Here is a 17,009-nt window from a genome sequence, read left to right as displayed (position 1 = left end):
CCCCTGAAAGTCAGCTTCAGGGAGGGGTCGATGACCCAGCAATCGCGCGCCGCCACGATCTATCGCCAGCCGCTGATGGACCTGCTGTTTCAGGCCCAGACCGTGCATCGGGCGCATTTCGACCCCAATGCCGTGCAATGTTCCAAGCTTTTGTCGATCAAGACCGGCGGCTGCCCCGAGGATTGCGCCTATTGCTCGCAATCGGCGCGGCACGGGTCGGAACTGGGCGCCTCGAAGCTGATGGAGGTCGAGCGGGTGCTGGCCGAGGCCCGGCGCGCCAAGGCCGCCGGCGCCACCCGCTATTGCATGGGCGCGGCCTGGCGGTCGCCCAAGGAACGCGACATGCCGGCGGTGCTGGCGATGATCCGCGGCGTCAAGGCGCTGGGGATGGAAACCTGCATGACGCTGGGCATGCTGGACGGCGACCAGGCGCTGCGGCTGAAGGACGCAGGGCTGGATTACTATAACCACAATATCGACACGTCAGAGCGGTTCTATCCGCAGGTCATCGGCACGCGCAGCTTTGGCGACCGGCTGGACACGCTGGACCGGGTGCGGGCGGCGGGGATCGCCGTCTGCGCCGGCGGCATCGTCGGGCTGGGCGAGACCGAGGCGGACCGGATTTCGATGCTGGAGACCCTGGCCGGGCTGGAGGAGCCGCCGGAATCGGTGCCGATCAACATGCTGATGCCGATGGCGGGCACGCCCTTGGCCGATGCGCCGGCGCTGGACCCGATCGAGATGGTGCGCACCATCGCCACCGCGCGCATCCTGATGCCGCGGTCGCATGTGCGGCTGTCCGCAGGCCGGTCCGCGATGAGCGACGAGATGCAGGCGCTGTGCTTTTTCGCCGGGGCCAATTCGATCTTTGTCGGCGAGCTGCTGCTGACCGCCGGCAATCCGGGCGAGGACAAGGACGCGGCGCTGTTCGCGCGGCTGGGCCTGCGGGCCGAGGCGGCGGCATGAGCTTTGCCCGGCATCACGCGGCGCTGGAGGCCTTGGCGCAGCGCGGCCGGCTGCGGCGGCGGGCGGGGGCGGCGGGGCTGGATTTCGCCTCGAACGACTATCTGGGGCTGGCGGGGTCGGCGCTGCTGGCGCGGGCGGCGCGCGATGCCTTGGCGCGCGGCGTCGCGGTCGGGGCCGGCGGGTCGCGGCTGCTGCGCGGCAACCATGCCGAGCACGAGGCGCTGGAGGCCGAGGCGGCGGCATTCTTTGGCGCCGAGGCATGCCTTTACATGGGCGGCGGCTTCCAGGCCAACCAGGCGATCTTTTCGGCGCTGCCGATGCGGGGCGACCTGATGGTCCATGATGCGCTGGTCCATGCCAGCGCGCATGAGGGGATGCGGCTGGGCCGGGCGGAATGCCGCGGCTTTGCCCATAACGACGCGGGCGACGCGGCGCGGGTGATCGGGGAATGGCGCGCGGGCGGCGGGCGCGGCCGGGTCTGGATCGCGGTCGAAAGCGTCTATTCGATGCAGGGCGATTTGGCGCCATTGCCGGCCCTGGCGGCGCTGGCGGCGCGCGAGGACGCGGTTCTGGTGGTGGACGAGGCGCATGCGACCGGCGTCTTCGGCCCGCAGGGCAGGGGCCTGGCGCGGGGCTTGGGCTGTCCGCTGGTCACGCTGCATACCGGGGGCAAGGGGCTGGGCGGCTCGGGCGCGCTGGTCTGCGCCGACCGGGTGCTGGTCGAGACGCTGGTGAACCGGGCGCGGGCCTTTGTCTATGCCACCGCGCCTTCGCCCTTGGCGGCGGCGGTGCTGCGCGCGGCCTTGCGGGCGCTGGAAGAGCGGCCGGCGCTGGTCGCAGGCGCGCGGGCGCGGATGGCGCAGGCGCGCGATGCGGCGCGGCGTTGCGGCATCAGGGCGCAAAGCCAGGTCATTGCGGTGATCGTCGGCGATGATCGGCGGGCCTTGGCGCTGGCCGCGGCCTTGCAGGGTCGGGGCTTCGACCTGCGCGCGGTGCGGCCGCCGACGGTGCCCAGGGGGACGGCGCGGCTACGGATTTCCGTGACCGGGAACGTTGGCGCGGGCGACATCGCGGCGCTGTTTGCGGCGCTGGAGGCGGCATGGGCGCGGTGATCGTGGCGGGCACCGATACCGGGATCGGCAAGACGGTCTTCAGCGCCGGGCTGACCCGCGCGCTGGGGGCGCGCTATTGGAAGCCGGTGCAGGCCGGGCTGGAGGAGGAAACCGACAGCGAGGTCGTGGCGCGGCTGTCCGGGCGGCCGGTGCTGCCCGAGGCGTATCGGCTGGCGCTGCCCGCCTCGCCGCATCTGGCGGCCGGGCGCGAGGGGGTCGTGATTGATCCGGCGCGGCTGGCCCTGCCCGCGGTGGCGCCCTTGGTGGTCGAGGGCGCGGGCGGGCTGATGGTGCCGCTGGCGCCGGGGCTGCTTTACCTGGATGTCATCGCCGGCTGGGGCGCGCCGGTGGTGCTGTGCTGCCGCACCGCTTTGGGCACGATCAACCACGCGCTGCTGTCGCTGGCGGCGCTGCGGGCGGCGGGCTGTCGGGTCGCAGGCGTGGCCTTTATCGGCGACGAGGCCGCGGAGAGCCGCCGCGCGATCTGCGCGTTCGGCGCGGTGCGCGACCTGGGCCGGCTGCCGATGCTGGAGCGGGTGACGGCCGAGGCGCTGGAGGCGGGCTTCGCCGGCATCGACGTGGCCGCCATCCGCGAGATGCTGTGATGCGGGATTTCGAGCGGCGGCACCTGTGGCATCCCTATGCCTCGATCCGCGCGCCGGGGCCGGTGCATGAGGTCGCGGCGGCCGAAGGGGTGTGGCTCACACTGGCGGACGGGGTGCGGATGATCGACGCCATGTCCTCGTGGTGGGCCATGGCGCATGGGCACCGCCACCCGCGGCTGGTCGCGGCGATGCAGGCGCAGTTGGAGCGGCTGCCGCATGTGATGTTCGGCGGGCTGACGCATGCCCCGGCGGTCGAACTGGCGCAGCGGCTGGTTTCGATGCTGCCGGCGGGTCTGGACCGGATCTTTTATTCCGACAGCGGCTCGGTCGCGGTCGAGGTGGCGCTGAAGATGGCGGTGCAGGCCCAGGCCGGGCTGGGGCAGGCGGGGCGCACGGCTTTCGCCAGCGCCCGCGGCGGCTATTACGGCGACACCTGGAAGGCGATGAGCCTGTGCGACCCCGAAACCGGGATGCACAGCCATTTCGGCGCCGCCTTGCAGGTGCAGCATTTCGTGCCGCGCCCGCCCATTCCCTTTGGCGCGGAATGGGACGAGGATCCGGCGCGGAACGGGCTTGCCGCGGTCGCGGCGCTGTTTGCCGAGAAGGCCCATGAAATCGCCGGTTTCATCGTCGAGCCGGTGGTGCAGGGCGCGGGCGGCATGTGGTTTTACCATCCGCGCTGGCTGGAGGGCGTCCGGGCGCTGTGCGACCGGCACGGGGTGCTGCTGATCCTGGACGAGATCGCCACCGGATTTGGCCGCACCGGCACGCTGTTTGCCATGCAGCGCGCCGGGGTGGTGCCCGACATCTTGTGCCTGGGCAAGGCGCTGACCGGCGGCATGATGAGCTTTGCCGCCACCATCGCATCAAGCCGGGTGGCCGAGGCGATTGCGGACGGGCCGGCGCCAGTCTTGATGCATGGGCCGACCTTCATGGGCAATCCGCTGGCCTGCGCCGTGGCCTGCGCCAGCCTGGACCTGCTGGCCGAGGGTGCCTGGCAGGGGCAGGTCGCGGGGATCGAGGCCGGGCTGCGCCGCGGCCTTGCCCCGGCGCGCGGGCTGCCGGGCCTGCGCGATGTGCGGGTGCTGGGCGCGATCGGGGTGATCGAATTGCGCGAGCCGGTCGATATGGGCCGGGTGCATGGCTTTTGCCGCGACAGCGGGGTGTGGCTGCGGCCGTTCGGGCGGTTGCTTTACTGCATGCCGCCCTTTGTCGCCGGCCCCGAGGAGGTGGCGCGCATCTGCGCCGCCATGGTTCAGATCGCGGGCTGGCGATGAGGGCGGAATGGCTGCGTCGCAAGGGCGCGTCCGAACTGATCGTGGTGCTGACCGGCTGGGCGGTCGGGCCTGAGCCGCTGCGGCACCTGGCCGGGGCGGCGGATGTGCTGGTGCTGTCGGATTACCGCGACATGACCGCCCCGGACTGGCCGCGGGGCTATGCGGCGGTCGATCTGGTCGCCTGGTCCTTTGGCGTGGCGGCGGCCTGCCGGCTGGACCTGCGGCGGTTTCGGCGCAAGGTGGCGGTTTGCGGGTCATGGGCGCCCTGCGACGACGATCTGGGCATCCCGCGCGACCGGGTGCGGGCGACGGCGGAAAACCTGTCGCCGGCCTCGCTGCGGCAATTCGCGCGGCGGGCGGATTGCCCGGTCGCGCCCGGTGCCGATCTTGCGGCGCTGCGCGCCGAATTGCTGGCGGTGCTGGGCTGGGGGGCCGGGCAGGCACCGGATTTCGACCGCATCCTGCTGGGCGCAGCCGACCGCATCTTTGCCGCCGCGAACCTGCGCCGGGCCTGGCGCGGGCGGCCGGTCGAGATGCTGGATTGCGGGCATAATCCCTTTGCGCAATGGCGCGACTGGGCCGAGGTGCTGGCGTGACCGGGCCGGCGGCATCCAAGGACGGCAAGGGGCCTTTCGCCGCCGTTCCGGGCTATGCGGCGGATTTGCGCAGGGACCGGCAGGGTGCGGGGCATGGCGAGGAAGGGGCGCGGTCCCTGCCGCCGCTGCCGGACGCCGCCGGCACGGCCGGGCGGGTCGCGCGGTCCTTCGCGCGCGGGATGGCAAGCTATGACGGCGCGGCGCTGGCGCAAAGGCGGATCGCGGCGCGGCTGTTCGCGGCCTATCGCCGGGCCGCGCCGGGGCATCGGCCGGCGCGGGTGCTGGAGGCGGGCTATGGCTCGGGCCACCTGACCCGGCACCTGCTGGGGCTGCGGCCGGCGCGGCTGTGGCTGAATGACCTGGCCGCGCCGGACCTGGCCGGGGTGGCGGCGGATTACCTGCCCGGCGACGTGGCGGCGGTGGCGCTGCCGGGGGCGGTGGATCTGGCGGCGTCGGCCTCGATGATCCAATGGGTTGCCGATCCGGGGCTGGTGATGGCGCGGCTGTGCGCGGCGGTGGCGCCGGCGGGCTGGCTTGCGATCTCAAGCTTTGCGCCGGGGCATTTTCCCGAATTGCGGGGCCTGGGCAGCCGGGCGGCGGCGCCGTCATACCTGAGCGGGGCGCAGTTGGCGGCGCTGCTGCCGCCGGGCTGGCAGGTCGGCGGCGCGGGGGAATGGCGGATCGTGCTGCATTTCCCCGGCGCGCTGGAGGTCTTGCGGCACCTGCGCGCCACCGGGGTCAATGGTTGCGCCGGGCAGATCCGCTCGCCCGGCGCGCTGCGCGATTTCCTGGCGCGCTACGAGGCCCGGCATGGCGGGGCGCGGGGCGTGCCGCTGACCTATGTGGCAAGCTGGCTGGTGGCGCGAAAGGACTAGCCCTCGATCGCGAAGGCATCGGACTTGCCGGTGCTGGCGGGGGCGGGCCGGCGGCCGATCCAGCGCACATGCCGCGCCAGCGTGGCGCAGGCGGTATCCACGTCGCCGCGGCGCAGCGCCGCCAGGATGGCGCGGTGGTCGTGGTCGGTCCGCGTTTCCCAGTTCGACTGCCAGGCGGCGAACAGAAAGCGGGCGCTGGCCGCGTGCAGGTCGTCGATGGTGGCAAGCAAGCGCGGCATGGCGCAGGGCGTCACGATCAGCTTGTGGAAACGGCGGTTCGCCGCCTCCCACGAGCGGACGTCGCGCGAGGCGTCGCCGGCCTTGGTCGCCGCCTCGGCGGCGTTCAGGATCGCGGGGGTCAGGTGCGGGGCGGCATGGCGCAGCGCCAGTTCTTCCAGCGCGGCGCGCATTTCCGCCACCTCGCGCACCTCGGGCAGGTCGAAGGCGGCGACGCGCACGCCGCGGCGCGGTTCGCTGATCGCCAGGCCCTGGGCCTCCAGCCGGCGAAAGGCTTCGCGGACGGGGACATGGCTGGCGCCGAATTCCTCGGCGATATGGTCCTGGCGCAGGCGCTCGCCCGGCCCGATCCGGCCCGAGACGATCCGGTCGGCCAGCACCCGGCTGATGCGGACCGCCAGGGTTTCTTCTGATCCCGCGCTCATGGCGCCATGGATAAGGGCGGCGGCGGGGATTGTCGATAAGGCTTCAGCCCAGCCGCCATTGCGCCAGGGGGACATGCCGGCCCAGCCCTTGCAGGCTGTCGATCAGGGTAAGCGTGTCCACGCGCCAATGCACCGGCGGCACGGCGGCAGGGGCTTGCCATAGGCCAGGGTGACATGCGGGGTGACGCGGTGGCGGGCGACGCCCAGGCCGGCGCGGACCAGGCGCTGCCACAGCGCCTGGCACAGCGCGTCGGGGGCGGGGTTTTCCTGCTGGCCGGCCAGCACCAGCGGCCGGTCGCGCCGGCGCGGCGGGCCAAAGGTGGTCAGCTGGTCCAGCACCAGGTCGAAGGCGGGGAAATCCAGCCCCTCCAGCGGCCGGCCAAGCGCCTGGACCATGCCCGGCGCAAGCTGCGGGGTGCGGATCACCGGCAGGATGGTCATGTGCAGCGTGGCGCGGCGAAAGCGGTCGCGGCGGTTTGCGTGCTGCCAGGCGGCCTCGATCCGGGCCGCGATGTCGGGCGGCGGGATGGCGACGAAAAGCAGGAAATGTTCGCGCGGCGTTTCCTGCGCTTGCGCGGGGTCTTGTTGCATGGCGGCCCTCTGGTCGGGTCGGGCCATGCTAGGACAGATCGGCGCGGCGGTCAGCCCGCATCCGCGATCAGGATGACATGCAGGAAGCCGGGGCCGTGGGCGCCGCGGACATAGCTGCCCTCGATATCGGTGGTGCCGCTGGGGCCGGTGATCAGGATGGCGTTGCGCGGGATCGCCTGCGCGGAAAGGCGGGCGGCGTAGTCTTCCAGATAGGGCAAAAGCGTGGCTTCGCGCAGCAGCACCACGTGATGCAGCGGCAGGAAGGACAGCAGGATCGGGTTGTCCGGCCCGGAATGGATGACCAGAGAGCCGGTTTCGGCGATGCCGTGAAGCGCGAGGCCCAGGGCGGCGGGTTCGTCCGGCGCGCTGCCCGGATGCGGGGCGAGGCCCTGCCAGTCGAGCGCCGCCAGTTCCGGCGCGGGCTGCATGGCGAAGCGGGGCGGCAGGCCGTGGGCGTCCAGATAGCGGGCCATGGCCTGCGGGGCTTCGGCCAGGCTGGCGATGCGGTCGATGCTGGTGCCAAGGGCGGCGGCCTTGAGCGCGAAAGCCTCGGGCAGGGTCGGCGCGGCCAGGCGCGGACGGGCGGCGTCGGGGGCGTCGAGCAGCGCGGCGGCCTCGGCCGCGATCTGCGCCGGGGGCTTGCCGGGGCCGAGGGTGGCGCGGATGGCGGAAAGGATGCGGTCGCGGGCGGTCATTGGCGGGGCCTTTGCCGGGCGCGGTATTCGTCCATGAAGCTGCGGGCCGCCGGGCGGGGCAGGTCGCGGTGGTCGGTCCAGCCGCCGGCCAGCGGCAGGCGCGAAATCCAGCCGCCGCGCCCGAACAGCCGCAGCACCGGCAGGCCGATGCGGGTCGCCAGGCGATAAAGCCTGGGGCGGCGGGCCAGTTGCGCCCAAAGCCCGATGCCGGCGCGGGTGGGGGCGGGTTCCAGCCCCTCGCGCCAACTGCGGCGGCGCCAGGCGCGCAGCAGCGTGGGCAGCGGGATGCCGACCGGGCAGACCTCGGCGCAGCGGCCGTTCATGGTGCAGGCATGGGGCAGGTCGCGCGACGCCGCCAGCCCGTCCAGGACCGGCGTCAGCACCGAGCCCATCGGGCCGGGATAGGTACCGCCATAGGCATGGCCGCCGATCTGGCGATAGACGACGCAATGGTTCATGCAGGCGCCGCAGCGGATGCAGCGCAACATCTCGCGGAACTCGTCACCCAGCATTGTCGTGCGGCCGTTATCGACCAGGACGATATGCATTTCCTCGGGCCCGTCGGCATCGCCGGGGCGCTTGGGGCCGGCGTGGAAGGTGGTGTATTGCGTCATCTCGCCCCCCGTCGCCGACCGCACCAGCAGGCGCAGCAGCGCGAAGGCATGGGCGGTCGAGGGCACCAGCTTTTCGATCCCCGCGGTCACGATATGGATGCGCGGGGGGGTGGTGGTCAGTTCGGCATTGCCCTCGTTCGTGACGGTGCAGGTGGCGCCGGTATCGGCGACCAGGAAATTCGCGCCGGATATGCCGATATCGGCGGACAGGAATTTTTCGCGCAGGACGCGGCGGGCGCTTTGCACCATGGTCGCCGGGTCTTCGGCGGCGGGGGGCGGCTGGTGGCCGGCCTTGAAAAGCTGGGCCACCTGTTCGCGGGTGCGGTGCATGGCCGGCCAGATGATATGCGAAGGCGCCTCGCCCGCAAGCTGGATGATATGTTCGGCCAGGTCGGTTTCCACCCGCTCGATCCCGGCATCGGCCAGGGCGTGGGGCAGGCCGATTTCCTCGCCCAGCATGGATTTGGCGCGCGTCACCAGTTTGGCATCGGCGGCCAGGCAAATGCGGGTGACGATGGCGCGGGCCTGGGCATCGTCGCTGGCCCAATGGACCTGGGCGCCGCGGGCGGTGGCGTTCCGCTCGAACAGTTCCAGGTAGTGGCCCAGATGGGCGGTGACATGGTCCTTGATCGCCTGGCCGCGGGCGCGGGCGGATTCGTATTCGGGAAAGGCGGCCAGGGCGGCGGCGCGCTTCCTTTCGGCATTGCCGGTGGTGCGGTCGATGGCGATCTTCAGCACCGGATCGGCCAGGGCCGCCGCCGCGCGGGCCTTGAAAGGGGCCTTGAGGGGCGCGGTCATGGCGCATCCTCGCCGATGGCGGGGCCGTCCGCCTGGCCGGCCAGAACCTCGACGGTGTGGAAGCAGCGGGTCTTGGCGCCGCGGCGATGCAGTTTGCCGGCCATGTTCATCAGGCAACCCAGATCGCCGGCCAGCAGGATGTCGGCGCCGGTCCCCTCGATCGCCTCGGCCTTTTCGGTGACGATGGCGTTCGAGATGGCGGAATATTTCACGCAGAAGGTGCCGCCGAAGCCGCAGCAGACATCATTGCCGGGCAGGCCGCGCAGTTCCAGCCCCTCGACCTGGGCCAGAAGCGCGCGGGGCTGGGCGGCGATGCCAAGATCGCGCAGGCCCGAGCAGCTATCGTGATAGGTGGCAGAGGCGTGAAGCCTTTGCCCCCGTGGCGCGTAGCCCATGATATCGTAGAGGAAGCTGGTGATTTCATGGGTTTTCGCGGCCATGGCGCGGGCGCGGGCGGCCCAGTCCGGGTCGCCCGCCAAAAGGTCCGGATAGCCATGCACCATGGTCGCCGCGCAGGAACCCGAGGGCAGGACGACATAATCGTAGCCCTCGAACGCCGCGATGGTCTGGCGGGCCAGATGCGCCGCGTCGCGGTCGTCGCCGCTGTTCAGCGCCGGCTGGCCGCAGCAGGTCTGAGCCTGCGGCACCTCGACCTCGCAGCCCGCTTCCTGAAGAAGCTGGAGGGCTGCGAAGCCGATCTGCGGGCGGATGGCGTCGACAAGGCAGGTCACGAACAGACCGACCGTCGGCTTTGGCTCTCCGGGCATGGCTTTCCCCTTAGTTGGTCACGGTGGCCGGCAGGGCGCCGCGGCTGCGCGACATGAAGAACAGCACCGCCGCGGCCCAGATCACCGCAGCGAGCCACCACATCAGGTTGCCGGTCAAGAGCGCAAAGCCGATCAGCCCGCCCTGCACCACATAATAGGCCATGGGGATCAGGGTCTTGCGGATGATCGCGCCTTCGCGGTCGACAAGGCCGACGGTGGCCGAGGCGGCGACGACGTTATGCACGCAGATCATGTTGCCCGCCGCGCCGCCGATGGCTTGCAGCGCCACCACGGTGCCCGCGCCCGCAGCCCCCAGGCCGATCTGTTCGGCGGTCGAGAACTGGAAGAGCGAGAACATCATGTTGCTGACCGTGTTCGAGCCGGCGACAAAGGCGCCCATGGCCCCGATCAGCGGCGCGAACATCGGCCAGGCATCGCCCACCACCGACGAGACGCCCTGCGCCAGCACGATGGGCATGCTGGCATAGCTGTCCGAGGCCGAGTTCAGGAACACCTGCACCATCGGCACCGCCAGCAGCAGCGCCGGGGCGGCCGCCGCCATGGTCGTCCCCGAGGCTTTCAGCGCCCGCCCGTAATCGCGCCCCGACATGCCATGCAGCACGAAGGTAAAAAGCGAGGCCAGGATCAGGATGGTGCCGGGCAGGAACAGCACCTGCACCGAGGCGTTGATGCCCGAGCCGAAGAGGTCGCGGAAGGCCAGCGTCATCTCGGGCGAGGTCAGCCACGCCTTGACCGGCGCGATCGAGCGGGTGATGACCAGCAGCGCCACCACGAAGACATAGGGCGCCCAGGCCTTGGCCAGCGGCATCACCGGCTTGCCGGCGCCGTGGTCCGGCAGGTCGTCCAGCTTGCCGACCCAATCAGCGTTCCAGTCGCGGCGCGGCGGGAAGTCGAAGCTGTCCTTGGGGATCAGGAAGCCGCGCTGCGCCGCCGGCACCACGATCATCAGCCCGATGATGCCGCCCAGGAGCGAGGGGAATTCCGGCCCAAGCGTCGCTGCGATGATGTAATAGGGCAGGGTGAAGGCAAGGCCCGCGAAAAGCGCGAATTTCCAGATGCGGAAGCCTTCGGCAAAGGAACGGTTGGCGCCGAAGAAGCGCGTCAGCATCCCCACCAGGATCAGCGGGATCAGGAAGCCGATCAGCCCGTGGATGGTGGCGACCTTGACCGCGATCTCCAGCAGGTAGTCGCCGAAGGCCATGGGCGCGATGGTCGTCTCGACGATCTGCTGGTCGCCAAGGCCGGTGCGCACGCCGACCAGGATCGGCGTGCCGACCGCGCCGAAGGAAACCGGCGTGCTTTGGATGATCAGCGTGACCATGACCGCGGCCATGGCGGGAAAGCCGATGGCGACCAGCAGGGGCGCTGCGATGGCCGCCGGCGTGCCAAAGCCCGACGCCCCCTCGATCAGCGAGCCGAAAAGCCAGGCGATGATGATCGCCTGCACCCGCCGGTCCGGCGAGATCGAGGTGAAGCCGGCCCGGATCGAGCGGATGCCGCCGCTTTCTTCCAGCGTGTAAAGCATCAGGATGGCGCCGAAGACGATGTAAAGCAGGCTGCCCGCGGTCACGACGCCGTTGACGGTCGCGCCCAGGACCTTGTTCAACTCGGTGCCCCAGACCAGCAGGGCGGTGGCGGCCGTGACCAGATAGGCCACCAGCATCGAGACCTTGGCCGATTTCGCCAGCACCACCAGCAGCACGAAGACCGTGGCGATGGGCAGCAGGGCCAGGATGAATGTGATCAGTCCAGCCATCTTTCCTCCTCAGATGGGGCGGGCGGTGCCGCCGTTGCGGATGCGCAATCCTGCGCGGTCGTCCGGGATGGGGCTGATGGCGCGCAGGTGGCCCGGTGGCGGGCGCTGTCCTGCGGCGGCTTGCCGGGTCGCGTCATGGCTTTCCCCCCCTTTCGCACAAGGCCGGCCATGCGCGCCCCGCGGCGCGTCGCGCCGCCCGAGCATCCCCCTTTACCCGGCCTTTCTATTTGGTAAAATTATTTTACCGCTTCGGTCAAGTGGGAAATCCATTGCACCCGACCAGGCGCTGCGGCTAACCTGTGGGGCCGGGCTGCGCGCCCTAAACCGTTGAATTTCCGACCTGCCGAAAAGGAACCGCCGATGGCCAGCGAAGTGAACAAGGGCGCCCCTGCCGCACAGGCCACCGCGCGGCATATCGAGGACCTGATTCTGGAAGGCTCGCTGCGGCCGGGGGACCCCTTGCTGCCCGAGCGGGAAATGGCGCTGCGGCTGAACGTGTCGCGCCCGACCCTGCGCCAGGGCATCCGGCTGCTGGAGGACAAGGGGCTGATCCTGGCCGAGCCGGGCGGCGGGCGGCGGGTGGCGCCGCTGGCGACCAGCATCACCGATCCGCTGGTGGAACTGATGGCCTCGCGCCCCGAGGTGGTCGAGGATTACCTGGAACTGCGCGGCACGCTGGAGGGGATGGCGGCCAGCCTGGCGGCGACGCGCGCCAATGACGTGGACCGCGAGACCCTGGGCCGCTGCATGGCGCGCATCGACCAGGCCCATGACGATGCCGATCCCCGCGACGAGGCCGAGGCGGATGTGGACCTGCATGTCGCCGTCTACGAGGCCAGCCACAATATCGTGCTGCTGCAAATCATGCGGGCGCTGTCGGGGATGCTGCGCAAGGGCGTGTTTCACAACCGCCAGAAACTGTATGCGCGCCCCGAGGTGCGCGACGTGCTGCGCGCCCAGCATCGCGCCATCCATGACACCATCATCGCCCGCGACCCCGAGGGCGCGGCGCGCGCCGCCATCGACCATATGCATTATACCCGGCGCGTGCTGGCCGAGATCGTCGCGGCCGAGGCGCGGCTGGAAATCTCGTTGCGGCGGATCGAGGGCGGCAGTATCGCGCAGCGGCGCTGACGCGCGGCTTTGCCCGCGGCGGCGATCCGTGCCATCATGGCCCGGCCCGGCCGTCCCCGCCGGGCGGCATCGCGGAGCAAGGCCCATGACCGATCCGTTACCCGATACCGCGGCACGCATCGCGGCGCTGGAAGGCCGCCTGATCGCGCAGCGCCGCATCCTGATGCGCCTGTTGGGCGGGCTGCCGGCCGAGTCGCGCGCCGGCCTGCTGGACTGGCTGGAGGAACGCGCCGTGCTTCGCGACGGGCAAGAGGACCCCGGCGCGGTCCCGGCCGAGGGCGCGGCGCTGGAACTGGCGCTGGCCGACGAGATGCGGCTGATGCGCCAGGAACTGGCGCGGCATGACGACCGTTCCGGTTGAGCGGCTGGCGCCAAGGCGCCGGCGCGAGACCGCAGCAGAAAGGCATTCATGGACGCAGCCCTTTACCGCCCCGCCCGCGCCTTGGCCTTGCCGGCTGGTCATGATCGCCGGTTGCGGCCGGCGGCGATCCGCGCTTTGGCCGGATGGTGGGGCTGGTGACGCAGCATCTGGTGGTGATGGGGGTGTCGGGTGCGGGCAAAAGCACCACCGGCAAGGCGCTGGCCCGGCATCTGGGCTGGCCCTTTGTCGAGGGCGACAGTTTCCACCCCGCGGCCAATCTGGCCAAGATGCGCGCCGGCATCGCGCTGGACGATGCCGACCGCGCGCCCTGGCTGCGGGCGCTGGCGGCCGAGATCGCCCGCCACCAGGCGCAAGGGCAATGTTCGGTCCTGGGCTGTTCGGCGCTGAAGCGGGCCTATCGCGACATGCTGCGCCAGGGCGCGCCCAGGGTGCGGTTCGTGCATGTGCATGGCTCGCGCGCGCTGCTGGAACGCCGGCTGACCCACCGCGAGGGGCATTTCTTTCCCGCCCGGCTGCTGGATTCGCAGCTTGCCGCGCTGGAGCCGCTGGCCGCGGACGAAGACGGGGCGGTGGTGGACATGGCCCTGTCAGTGGGCGAACAGGTGCGGCAGGCGCTGCGCCGGCTGGCGCTGGAGGGCTAGGGCGGCGGTTAGTGGTCTGGGGGCTGGCGGAAGCCGGCATGGGCCTTTAGCGCGCGGGCCCGGCCCTGGGCCAGCCTTTCGGGCGTGGCGCGGTCCTGCCAGGCGCGGGCCAGGTCCCAGCCGGGGGGCAGGCTGTCGAAATAGGCCCGCGCCTCGGCCCCCGCGGCGCCTTGCCAGCCCAGCAGCCAGCGCCGGCGATAGCGGCCCCGCGGGTCGAATTGCGCGGCCTGCCTTTCGGGGTTGAAGATGCGGAAAAACGGCGCGGCATCGGGGCCGCAGCCCGCCACCCATTGCCAGTTCATCGCATTGGCGGCCGGGTCCCAGTCGGTCAGGCTGTCGGCGAAATGCGCCAGCCCCAGCCGCCAGTCGGCCAGCAGGTGCTTGGTCAGCCAGCTTGCCGCCACCATGCGCACCCGGTTGTGCATCCGCCCGGTCACGCGCATTTCGCGCAGCCCGGCATCGACCAGCGCGATGCCGGTATCGGCGCGCCGCCAGCGGGTCAGTTCGGCGCTGTCGCCCTGCCAGGGGAAATCCGCCCATTCCGGCCGCCAGGGCTGCTGGGCAAGCCGGGGACATTCGACCAGCAGGTGCCAGGCGAATTCGCGCCAGATCAGTTCCGTCAGGAAGGCGGCGATGCCGGCGCTGGCGGCGGGATCGGCCTTGGCGCGGGCCGTGGCGGCGGCCCAGAGGTCGCGCGGGCCGATCTCTCCCACCGCTAAATGTTCCGAGAGGCCCGAGGTCGCATTCAGGTCGGGCCGGTCGCGCTGGGCGGCATAGCCGGCGGCGCGGTCCAGGAAATCGCCAAGCCGGGCCTGCGCCGCCGCCTCGCCCGCAGGCAAGGCGTGGCGGTCCAGCACCGCGCGGCCGCCATGCAGGTCCGGGGCCAGGTCCAGCCGGTCCAGCGCCAGACCCGGCGGCGGATCGGCCAGCGGCGAAAGGCGCAGGGTCCGGGTATCGGGCCGGTCGGGGCCGATGGCGCGCAGGGCGCGGGCGAAGGGGGTGAAGACGCGATAGGCGCCGCCGCCCGCGCCGGTGCGCAGGGCGCGGGGATGGGCAAGCAGGTGGCCCGGATGCAGCACCAGCCGCAGCGCCGTGCCGGCCAGGGCCCGGCCCAGCCGCTGCTGCGCGGCAATGGTGGCGGGATCGGGCCAGTCGTTCATGTGCAGCGACCACGCGCCGATGCGGGTGGCCAGGGCGGGCAGGATGTCCCAGGGCTCGCCTTGCAGCACCAGCACCCCCGTCCCGTGGCGGCGGCGCAATTCGGCGTCAAAGGCCAGAAGCGCGCGTTGCAGCCGCCAGCGGCTGGCCGCGCCCTGCGCCCGCAAGGCGGCGTCGATCAGAAAGACCGGCAGCACCGGCCCCGCGGCCGCGGCGGCGGCCAGGGCGGCATTGTCCCGGAAACGGAAGTCGCGGCAAAGCCACAGGATGCTGGGCGGCATGGGCAGGGGTCCGGGGCAGGGGTCCGGCTGAAGGCTTTCCGGCCAGTCATTCGGGGTTTCGCGCCGGCGCAAGGGGATGCGCCCGGCGCGGGGCCGGGCGTCCGCGGTGCTATTCCGGCAGGATGCGCACCGCGCCCTTGTCGGCCGAAGAGGCGAATTGCGCATAGACCTTGAGCGCGGTCGAGACCTGGCGCTGGCGCGGCTGGGCGGGTTTCCAGCCCTTGGCGTCCTGTTCGGCGCGGCGCGCGGCCAGTTCGTCCTCGGGCACGTCCAGGCGGATGGTGCGGTTGGGGATGTCGATCTGGATCGGGTCGCCGTCGCGCACCAGGCCGATGGTGCCGCCGGCCGCCGCCTCGGGGCTGGCATGGCCGATCGACAGGCCCGAGGTGCCGCCCGAAAAGCGGCCGTCGGTGATCAGCGCGCAAGCCTTGCCCAGGCCCTTGGATTTCAGGTAGCTGGTCGGATACAGCATTTCCTGCATCCCCGGCCCGCCTTTCGGGCCTTCGTAGCGGATGACGACCACGTCGCCGGCCTGGACCTTGCCGGTCAGGATGCCCGAGACGGCGGCGTCCTGGCTTTCATAGACCTTGGCCCGGCCGGAAAACACCAGGATCGATTCGTCCACGCCCGCGGTTTTCACGATGCAGCCGTCGGGGGCGATATTGCCTTTCAGCACCGCCAGCCCGCCATCCTTGGAAAACGGCGTTTGGGCCGAGCGGATTACCCCTTGTTCGCGGTCCAGATCCAGGTCCGGCCAGAGCGAGGACTGGCTGAAGGCGGTTTGCGTCGGCACGCCGCCCGGCGCGGCCAGGAACAGTTCGCGCGCCGTCGGGTCGTTGCTGCGGGCGATGTCCCATTGGTCGATGGCGGCGCCGATGGTGGCGGCATGGACGGTGGGGCAATCGCGGTCGATCAGCCCGCCGCGGTCAAGTTCCCCCAGGATCGCCATGATGCCGCCGGCGCGATGCACGTCCTCCATATGCACGTCGGCCTTGTTAGGCGCGACCTTGCACAGGCAGGGCACCTTGCGCGACAGCGCGTCGATGTCGTCCATGGTGAAATCCACGCCGCCTTCCTGGGCGATGGCCAGAAGATGCAGCACGGTATTGGTCGAGCCGCCCATGGCGATGTCCAGCGACATGGCGTTGGCGAATGCCGCCTTGCTGGCGATGTTGCGCGGCAGGACCGAGGCGTCGCCCTGTTCGTAATAGCGGCGCGTCACGTCGACGATGCGGCGGCCGGCTTCCAGGAACAGGGTCTTGCGCAGCGAATGGGTGGCCAGCGTCGAGCCGTTTCCGGGCAGCGACAGCCCCAGCGCCTCGGACAGGCAGTTCATCGAGTTGGCGGTGAACATCCCCGAACAAGAGCCGCAGGTGGGGCAGGCGGCTTCCTCGATGGCGGCCAGGTCCGCGTCCGAGACATTGTCGTCGGCGGCGGCGACCATGGCGTCCACCAGGTCAAGCGCCACGCTGCGCCCGTCGCCCAGCGTGACCTTGCCCGCCTCCATCGGGCCGCCCGAGACGAAGATCGCCGGGATGTTCAGCCGCATCGCCGCCATCAACATGCCCGGCGTGATCTTGTCGCAGTTCGAGATGCAGACCATGGCGTCGGCGCAATGCGCATTGACCATGTATTCCACCGAATCGGCGATCAATTCGCGCGAGGGCAGGGAATACAGCATCCCGTCATGGCCCATGGCGATGCCGTCATCGACCGCGATGGTGTTGAATTCCTTGGCGATGCCGCCCGCCGCCTCGACCTCGCGGGCGACCATCTGGCCCAGGTCCTTCAGATGCACATGGCCGGGCACGAACTGGGTGAAGCTGTTGACGATGGCGATGATCGGCTTGCCGAAATCGCTGTTCTTGACGCCGGTCGCGCGCCAGAGGCCACGGGCCCCTGCCATATTGCGGCCATGGGTGGTGGTGCGGGAACGGTATGCGGGCATGGCTGGGTTCTCTGTCGTCTGATCGTCCGTGCTGGCTGCCAGGATCGCTAAGGAATTGGCGGGACCATCCCTTATCACGCTTTGGGCCGGGTGATACCCCCGATTCGTGGGATGCGCCGTGCCGCCCCGC

Annotated in this window: 17 protein-coding genes; 9 read left to right on the top strand and 8 right to left on the bottom strand. The window is 71.1% G+C overall.

Features of this window, described 5'->3' with window-relative positions; all coding sequences use genetic code 11:
- Positions 1 to 30 precede the first annotated feature (30 nt).
- Genes bioB through F3H32_RS02965 form a run of 6 tightly spaced genes read left to right on the top strand, consistent with a single transcriptional unit; the run spans position 31 to position 5,431 of the window.
- The gene (bioB, locus tag F3H32_RS02990; protein WP_149764293.1) at positions 31 to 966 is read left to right on the top strand and encodes a biotin synthase BioB; all 936 of its coding nucleotides are present in this window, start codon (positions 31 to 33) and stop codon (positions 964 to 966) included.
- Positions 963 to 2,078, top strand: a complete 1,116-nt coding sequence (locus F3H32_RS02985) for an aminotransferase class I/II-fold pyridoxal phosphate-dependent enzyme (RefSeq protein ID WP_149764291.1) — start codon at positions 963 to 965, stop codon at positions 2,076 to 2,078. The genes bioB and F3H32_RS02985 overlap by 4 nt, the downstream gene beginning before the upstream one ends.
- Positions 2,066 to 2,683, top strand: coding sequence for a dethiobiotin synthase (gene bioD / locus F3H32_RS02980; RefSeq protein WP_149764289.1), 618 nt, complete (start codon positions 2,066 to 2,068; stop codon positions 2,681 to 2,683). Before F3H32_RS02985 ends, bioD begins: the two co-directional genes overlap by 13 nt.
- Positions 2,683 to 3,960 (top strand): adenosylmethionine--8-amino-7-oxononanoate transaminase, encoded by a 1,278-nt coding sequence (gene bioA, locus F3H32_RS02975; protein WP_149764288.1) that lies wholly within the window; start codon positions 2,683 to 2,685, stop codon positions 3,958 to 3,960. The genes bioD and bioA overlap by 1 nt, the downstream gene beginning before the upstream one ends.
- The gene (locus tag F3H32_RS02970) at positions 3,957 to 4,556 is read left to right on the top strand and encodes a pimeloyl-ACP methyl esterase BioG family protein (protein ID WP_149764286.1); all 600 of its coding nucleotides are present in this window, start codon (positions 3,957 to 3,959) and stop codon (positions 4,554 to 4,556) included. Before bioA ends, F3H32_RS02970 begins: the two co-directional genes overlap by 4 nt.
- Positions 4,526 to 5,431 (top strand): methyltransferase domain-containing protein, encoded by a 906-nt coding sequence (locus tag F3H32_RS02965; protein WP_223191331.1) that lies wholly within the window; start codon positions 4,526 to 4,528, stop codon positions 5,429 to 5,431. Before F3H32_RS02970 ends, F3H32_RS02965 begins: the two co-directional genes overlap by 31 nt.
- Here F3H32_RS02965 and F3H32_RS02960 read toward each other — a convergent pair.
- The 6 genes from F3H32_RS02960 to F3H32_RS02935 all read right to left on the bottom strand — a co-directional run bounded on the left by F3H32_RS02960 (position 5,428) and on the right by F3H32_RS02935 (position 11,335).
- Positions 5,428 to 6,093, bottom strand: a complete 666-nt coding sequence (locus F3H32_RS02960) for a GntR family transcriptional regulator (RefSeq protein WP_149764284.1) — start codon at positions 6,091 to 6,093, stop codon at positions 5,428 to 5,430. The two genes, F3H32_RS02965 and F3H32_RS02960, sit on opposite strands and share 4 nt — an antisense overlap.
- Positions 6,094 to 6,195: 102 nt before the next feature.
- Entirely contained in the window at positions 6,196 to 6,684 is a 489-nt protein-coding gene (locus F3H32_RS02955; protein ID WP_223191330.1) for a 2'-5' RNA ligase family protein, read from the bottom strand.
- A gap of 50 nt (positions 6,685 to 6,734) precedes the next feature.
- Positions 6,735 to 7,379 (bottom strand): LutC/YkgG family protein, encoded by a 645-nt coding sequence (locus F3H32_RS02950; protein WP_149764282.1) that lies wholly within the window; start codon positions 7,377 to 7,379, stop codon positions 6,735 to 6,737.
- A complete protein-coding gene (locus F3H32_RS02945; RefSeq protein WP_149764280.1) occupies positions 7,376 to 8,791 on the bottom strand; it encodes a lactate utilization protein B in 1,416 nt (471 codons plus the stop codon). The genes F3H32_RS02950 and F3H32_RS02945 overlap by 4 nt, the downstream gene beginning before the upstream one ends.
- Positions 8,788 to 9,558 (bottom strand): (Fe-S)-binding protein, encoded by a 771-nt coding sequence (locus F3H32_RS02940; RefSeq protein ID WP_149764278.1) that lies wholly within the window; start codon positions 9,556 to 9,558, stop codon positions 8,788 to 8,790. The genes F3H32_RS02945 and F3H32_RS02940 overlap by 4 nt, the downstream gene beginning before the upstream one ends.
- 10 nt (positions 9,559 to 9,568) lie before the next feature.
- Complete coding sequence (locus F3H32_RS02935) at positions 9,569 to 11,335, bottom strand: L-lactate permease (protein ID WP_149764276.1); 1,767 nt, start codon at positions 11,333 to 11,335, stop codon at positions 9,569 to 9,571.
- Positions 11,336 to 11,695: 360 nt separating this feature from the next.
- Here F3H32_RS02935 and F3H32_RS02930 point away from each other — a divergent pair, with 360 nt between their 5' ends.
- From F3H32_RS02930 to F3H32_RS02920, 3 genes are all read left to right on the top strand, one after another.
- Positions 11,696 to 12,469, top strand: coding sequence for an FCD domain-containing protein (locus tag F3H32_RS02930; RefSeq protein WP_115757085.1), 774 nt, complete (start codon positions 11,696 to 11,698; stop codon positions 12,467 to 12,469).
- An 85-nt stretch (positions 12,470 to 12,554) separates the two neighbouring features.
- A complete protein-coding gene (locus F3H32_RS02925; protein ID WP_149764274.1) occupies positions 12,555 to 12,830 on the top strand; it encodes a hypothetical protein in 276 nt (91 codons plus the stop codon).
- Between the two features lie 143 nt (positions 12,831 to 12,973).
- Positions 12,974 to 13,492 carry a gluconokinase gene (locus F3H32_RS02920; protein ID WP_149764272.1) on the top strand — a complete coding sequence of 173 codons (519 nt, stop codon included), beginning with the start codon at positions 12,974 to 12,976 and terminating at the stop codon, positions 13,490 to 13,492.
- Positions 13,493 to 13,500: 8 nt separating this feature from the next.
- Here F3H32_RS02920 and F3H32_RS02915 read toward each other — a convergent pair whose 3' ends face one another.
- Positions 13,501 to 14,931 carry a cryptochrome/photolyase family protein gene (locus F3H32_RS02915; protein ID WP_149764270.1) on the bottom strand — a complete coding sequence of 477 codons (1,431 nt, stop codon included), beginning with the start codon at positions 14,929 to 14,931 and terminating at the stop codon, positions 13,501 to 13,503.
- 109 nt (positions 14,932 to 15,040) lie between these two features.
- On the bottom strand, positions 15,041 to 16,879 hold the full coding sequence (ilvD, locus tag F3H32_RS02910) for a dihydroxy-acid dehydratase (RefSeq protein ID WP_149764268.1): 1,839 nt from the start codon (positions 16,877 to 16,879) through the stop codon (positions 15,041 to 15,043).
- Positions 16,880 to 17,009 lie beyond the last annotated feature (130 nt).

The sequence above is a fragment of the Paracoccus thiocyanatus genome (genome assembly GCF_900156255.1).
GTDB lineage: Bacteria > Pseudomonadota > Alphaproteobacteria > Rhodobacterales > Rhodobacteraceae > Paracoccus > Paracoccus thiocyanatus.
This window is presented reverse-complemented; position numbering and strand designations above follow the sequence as displayed.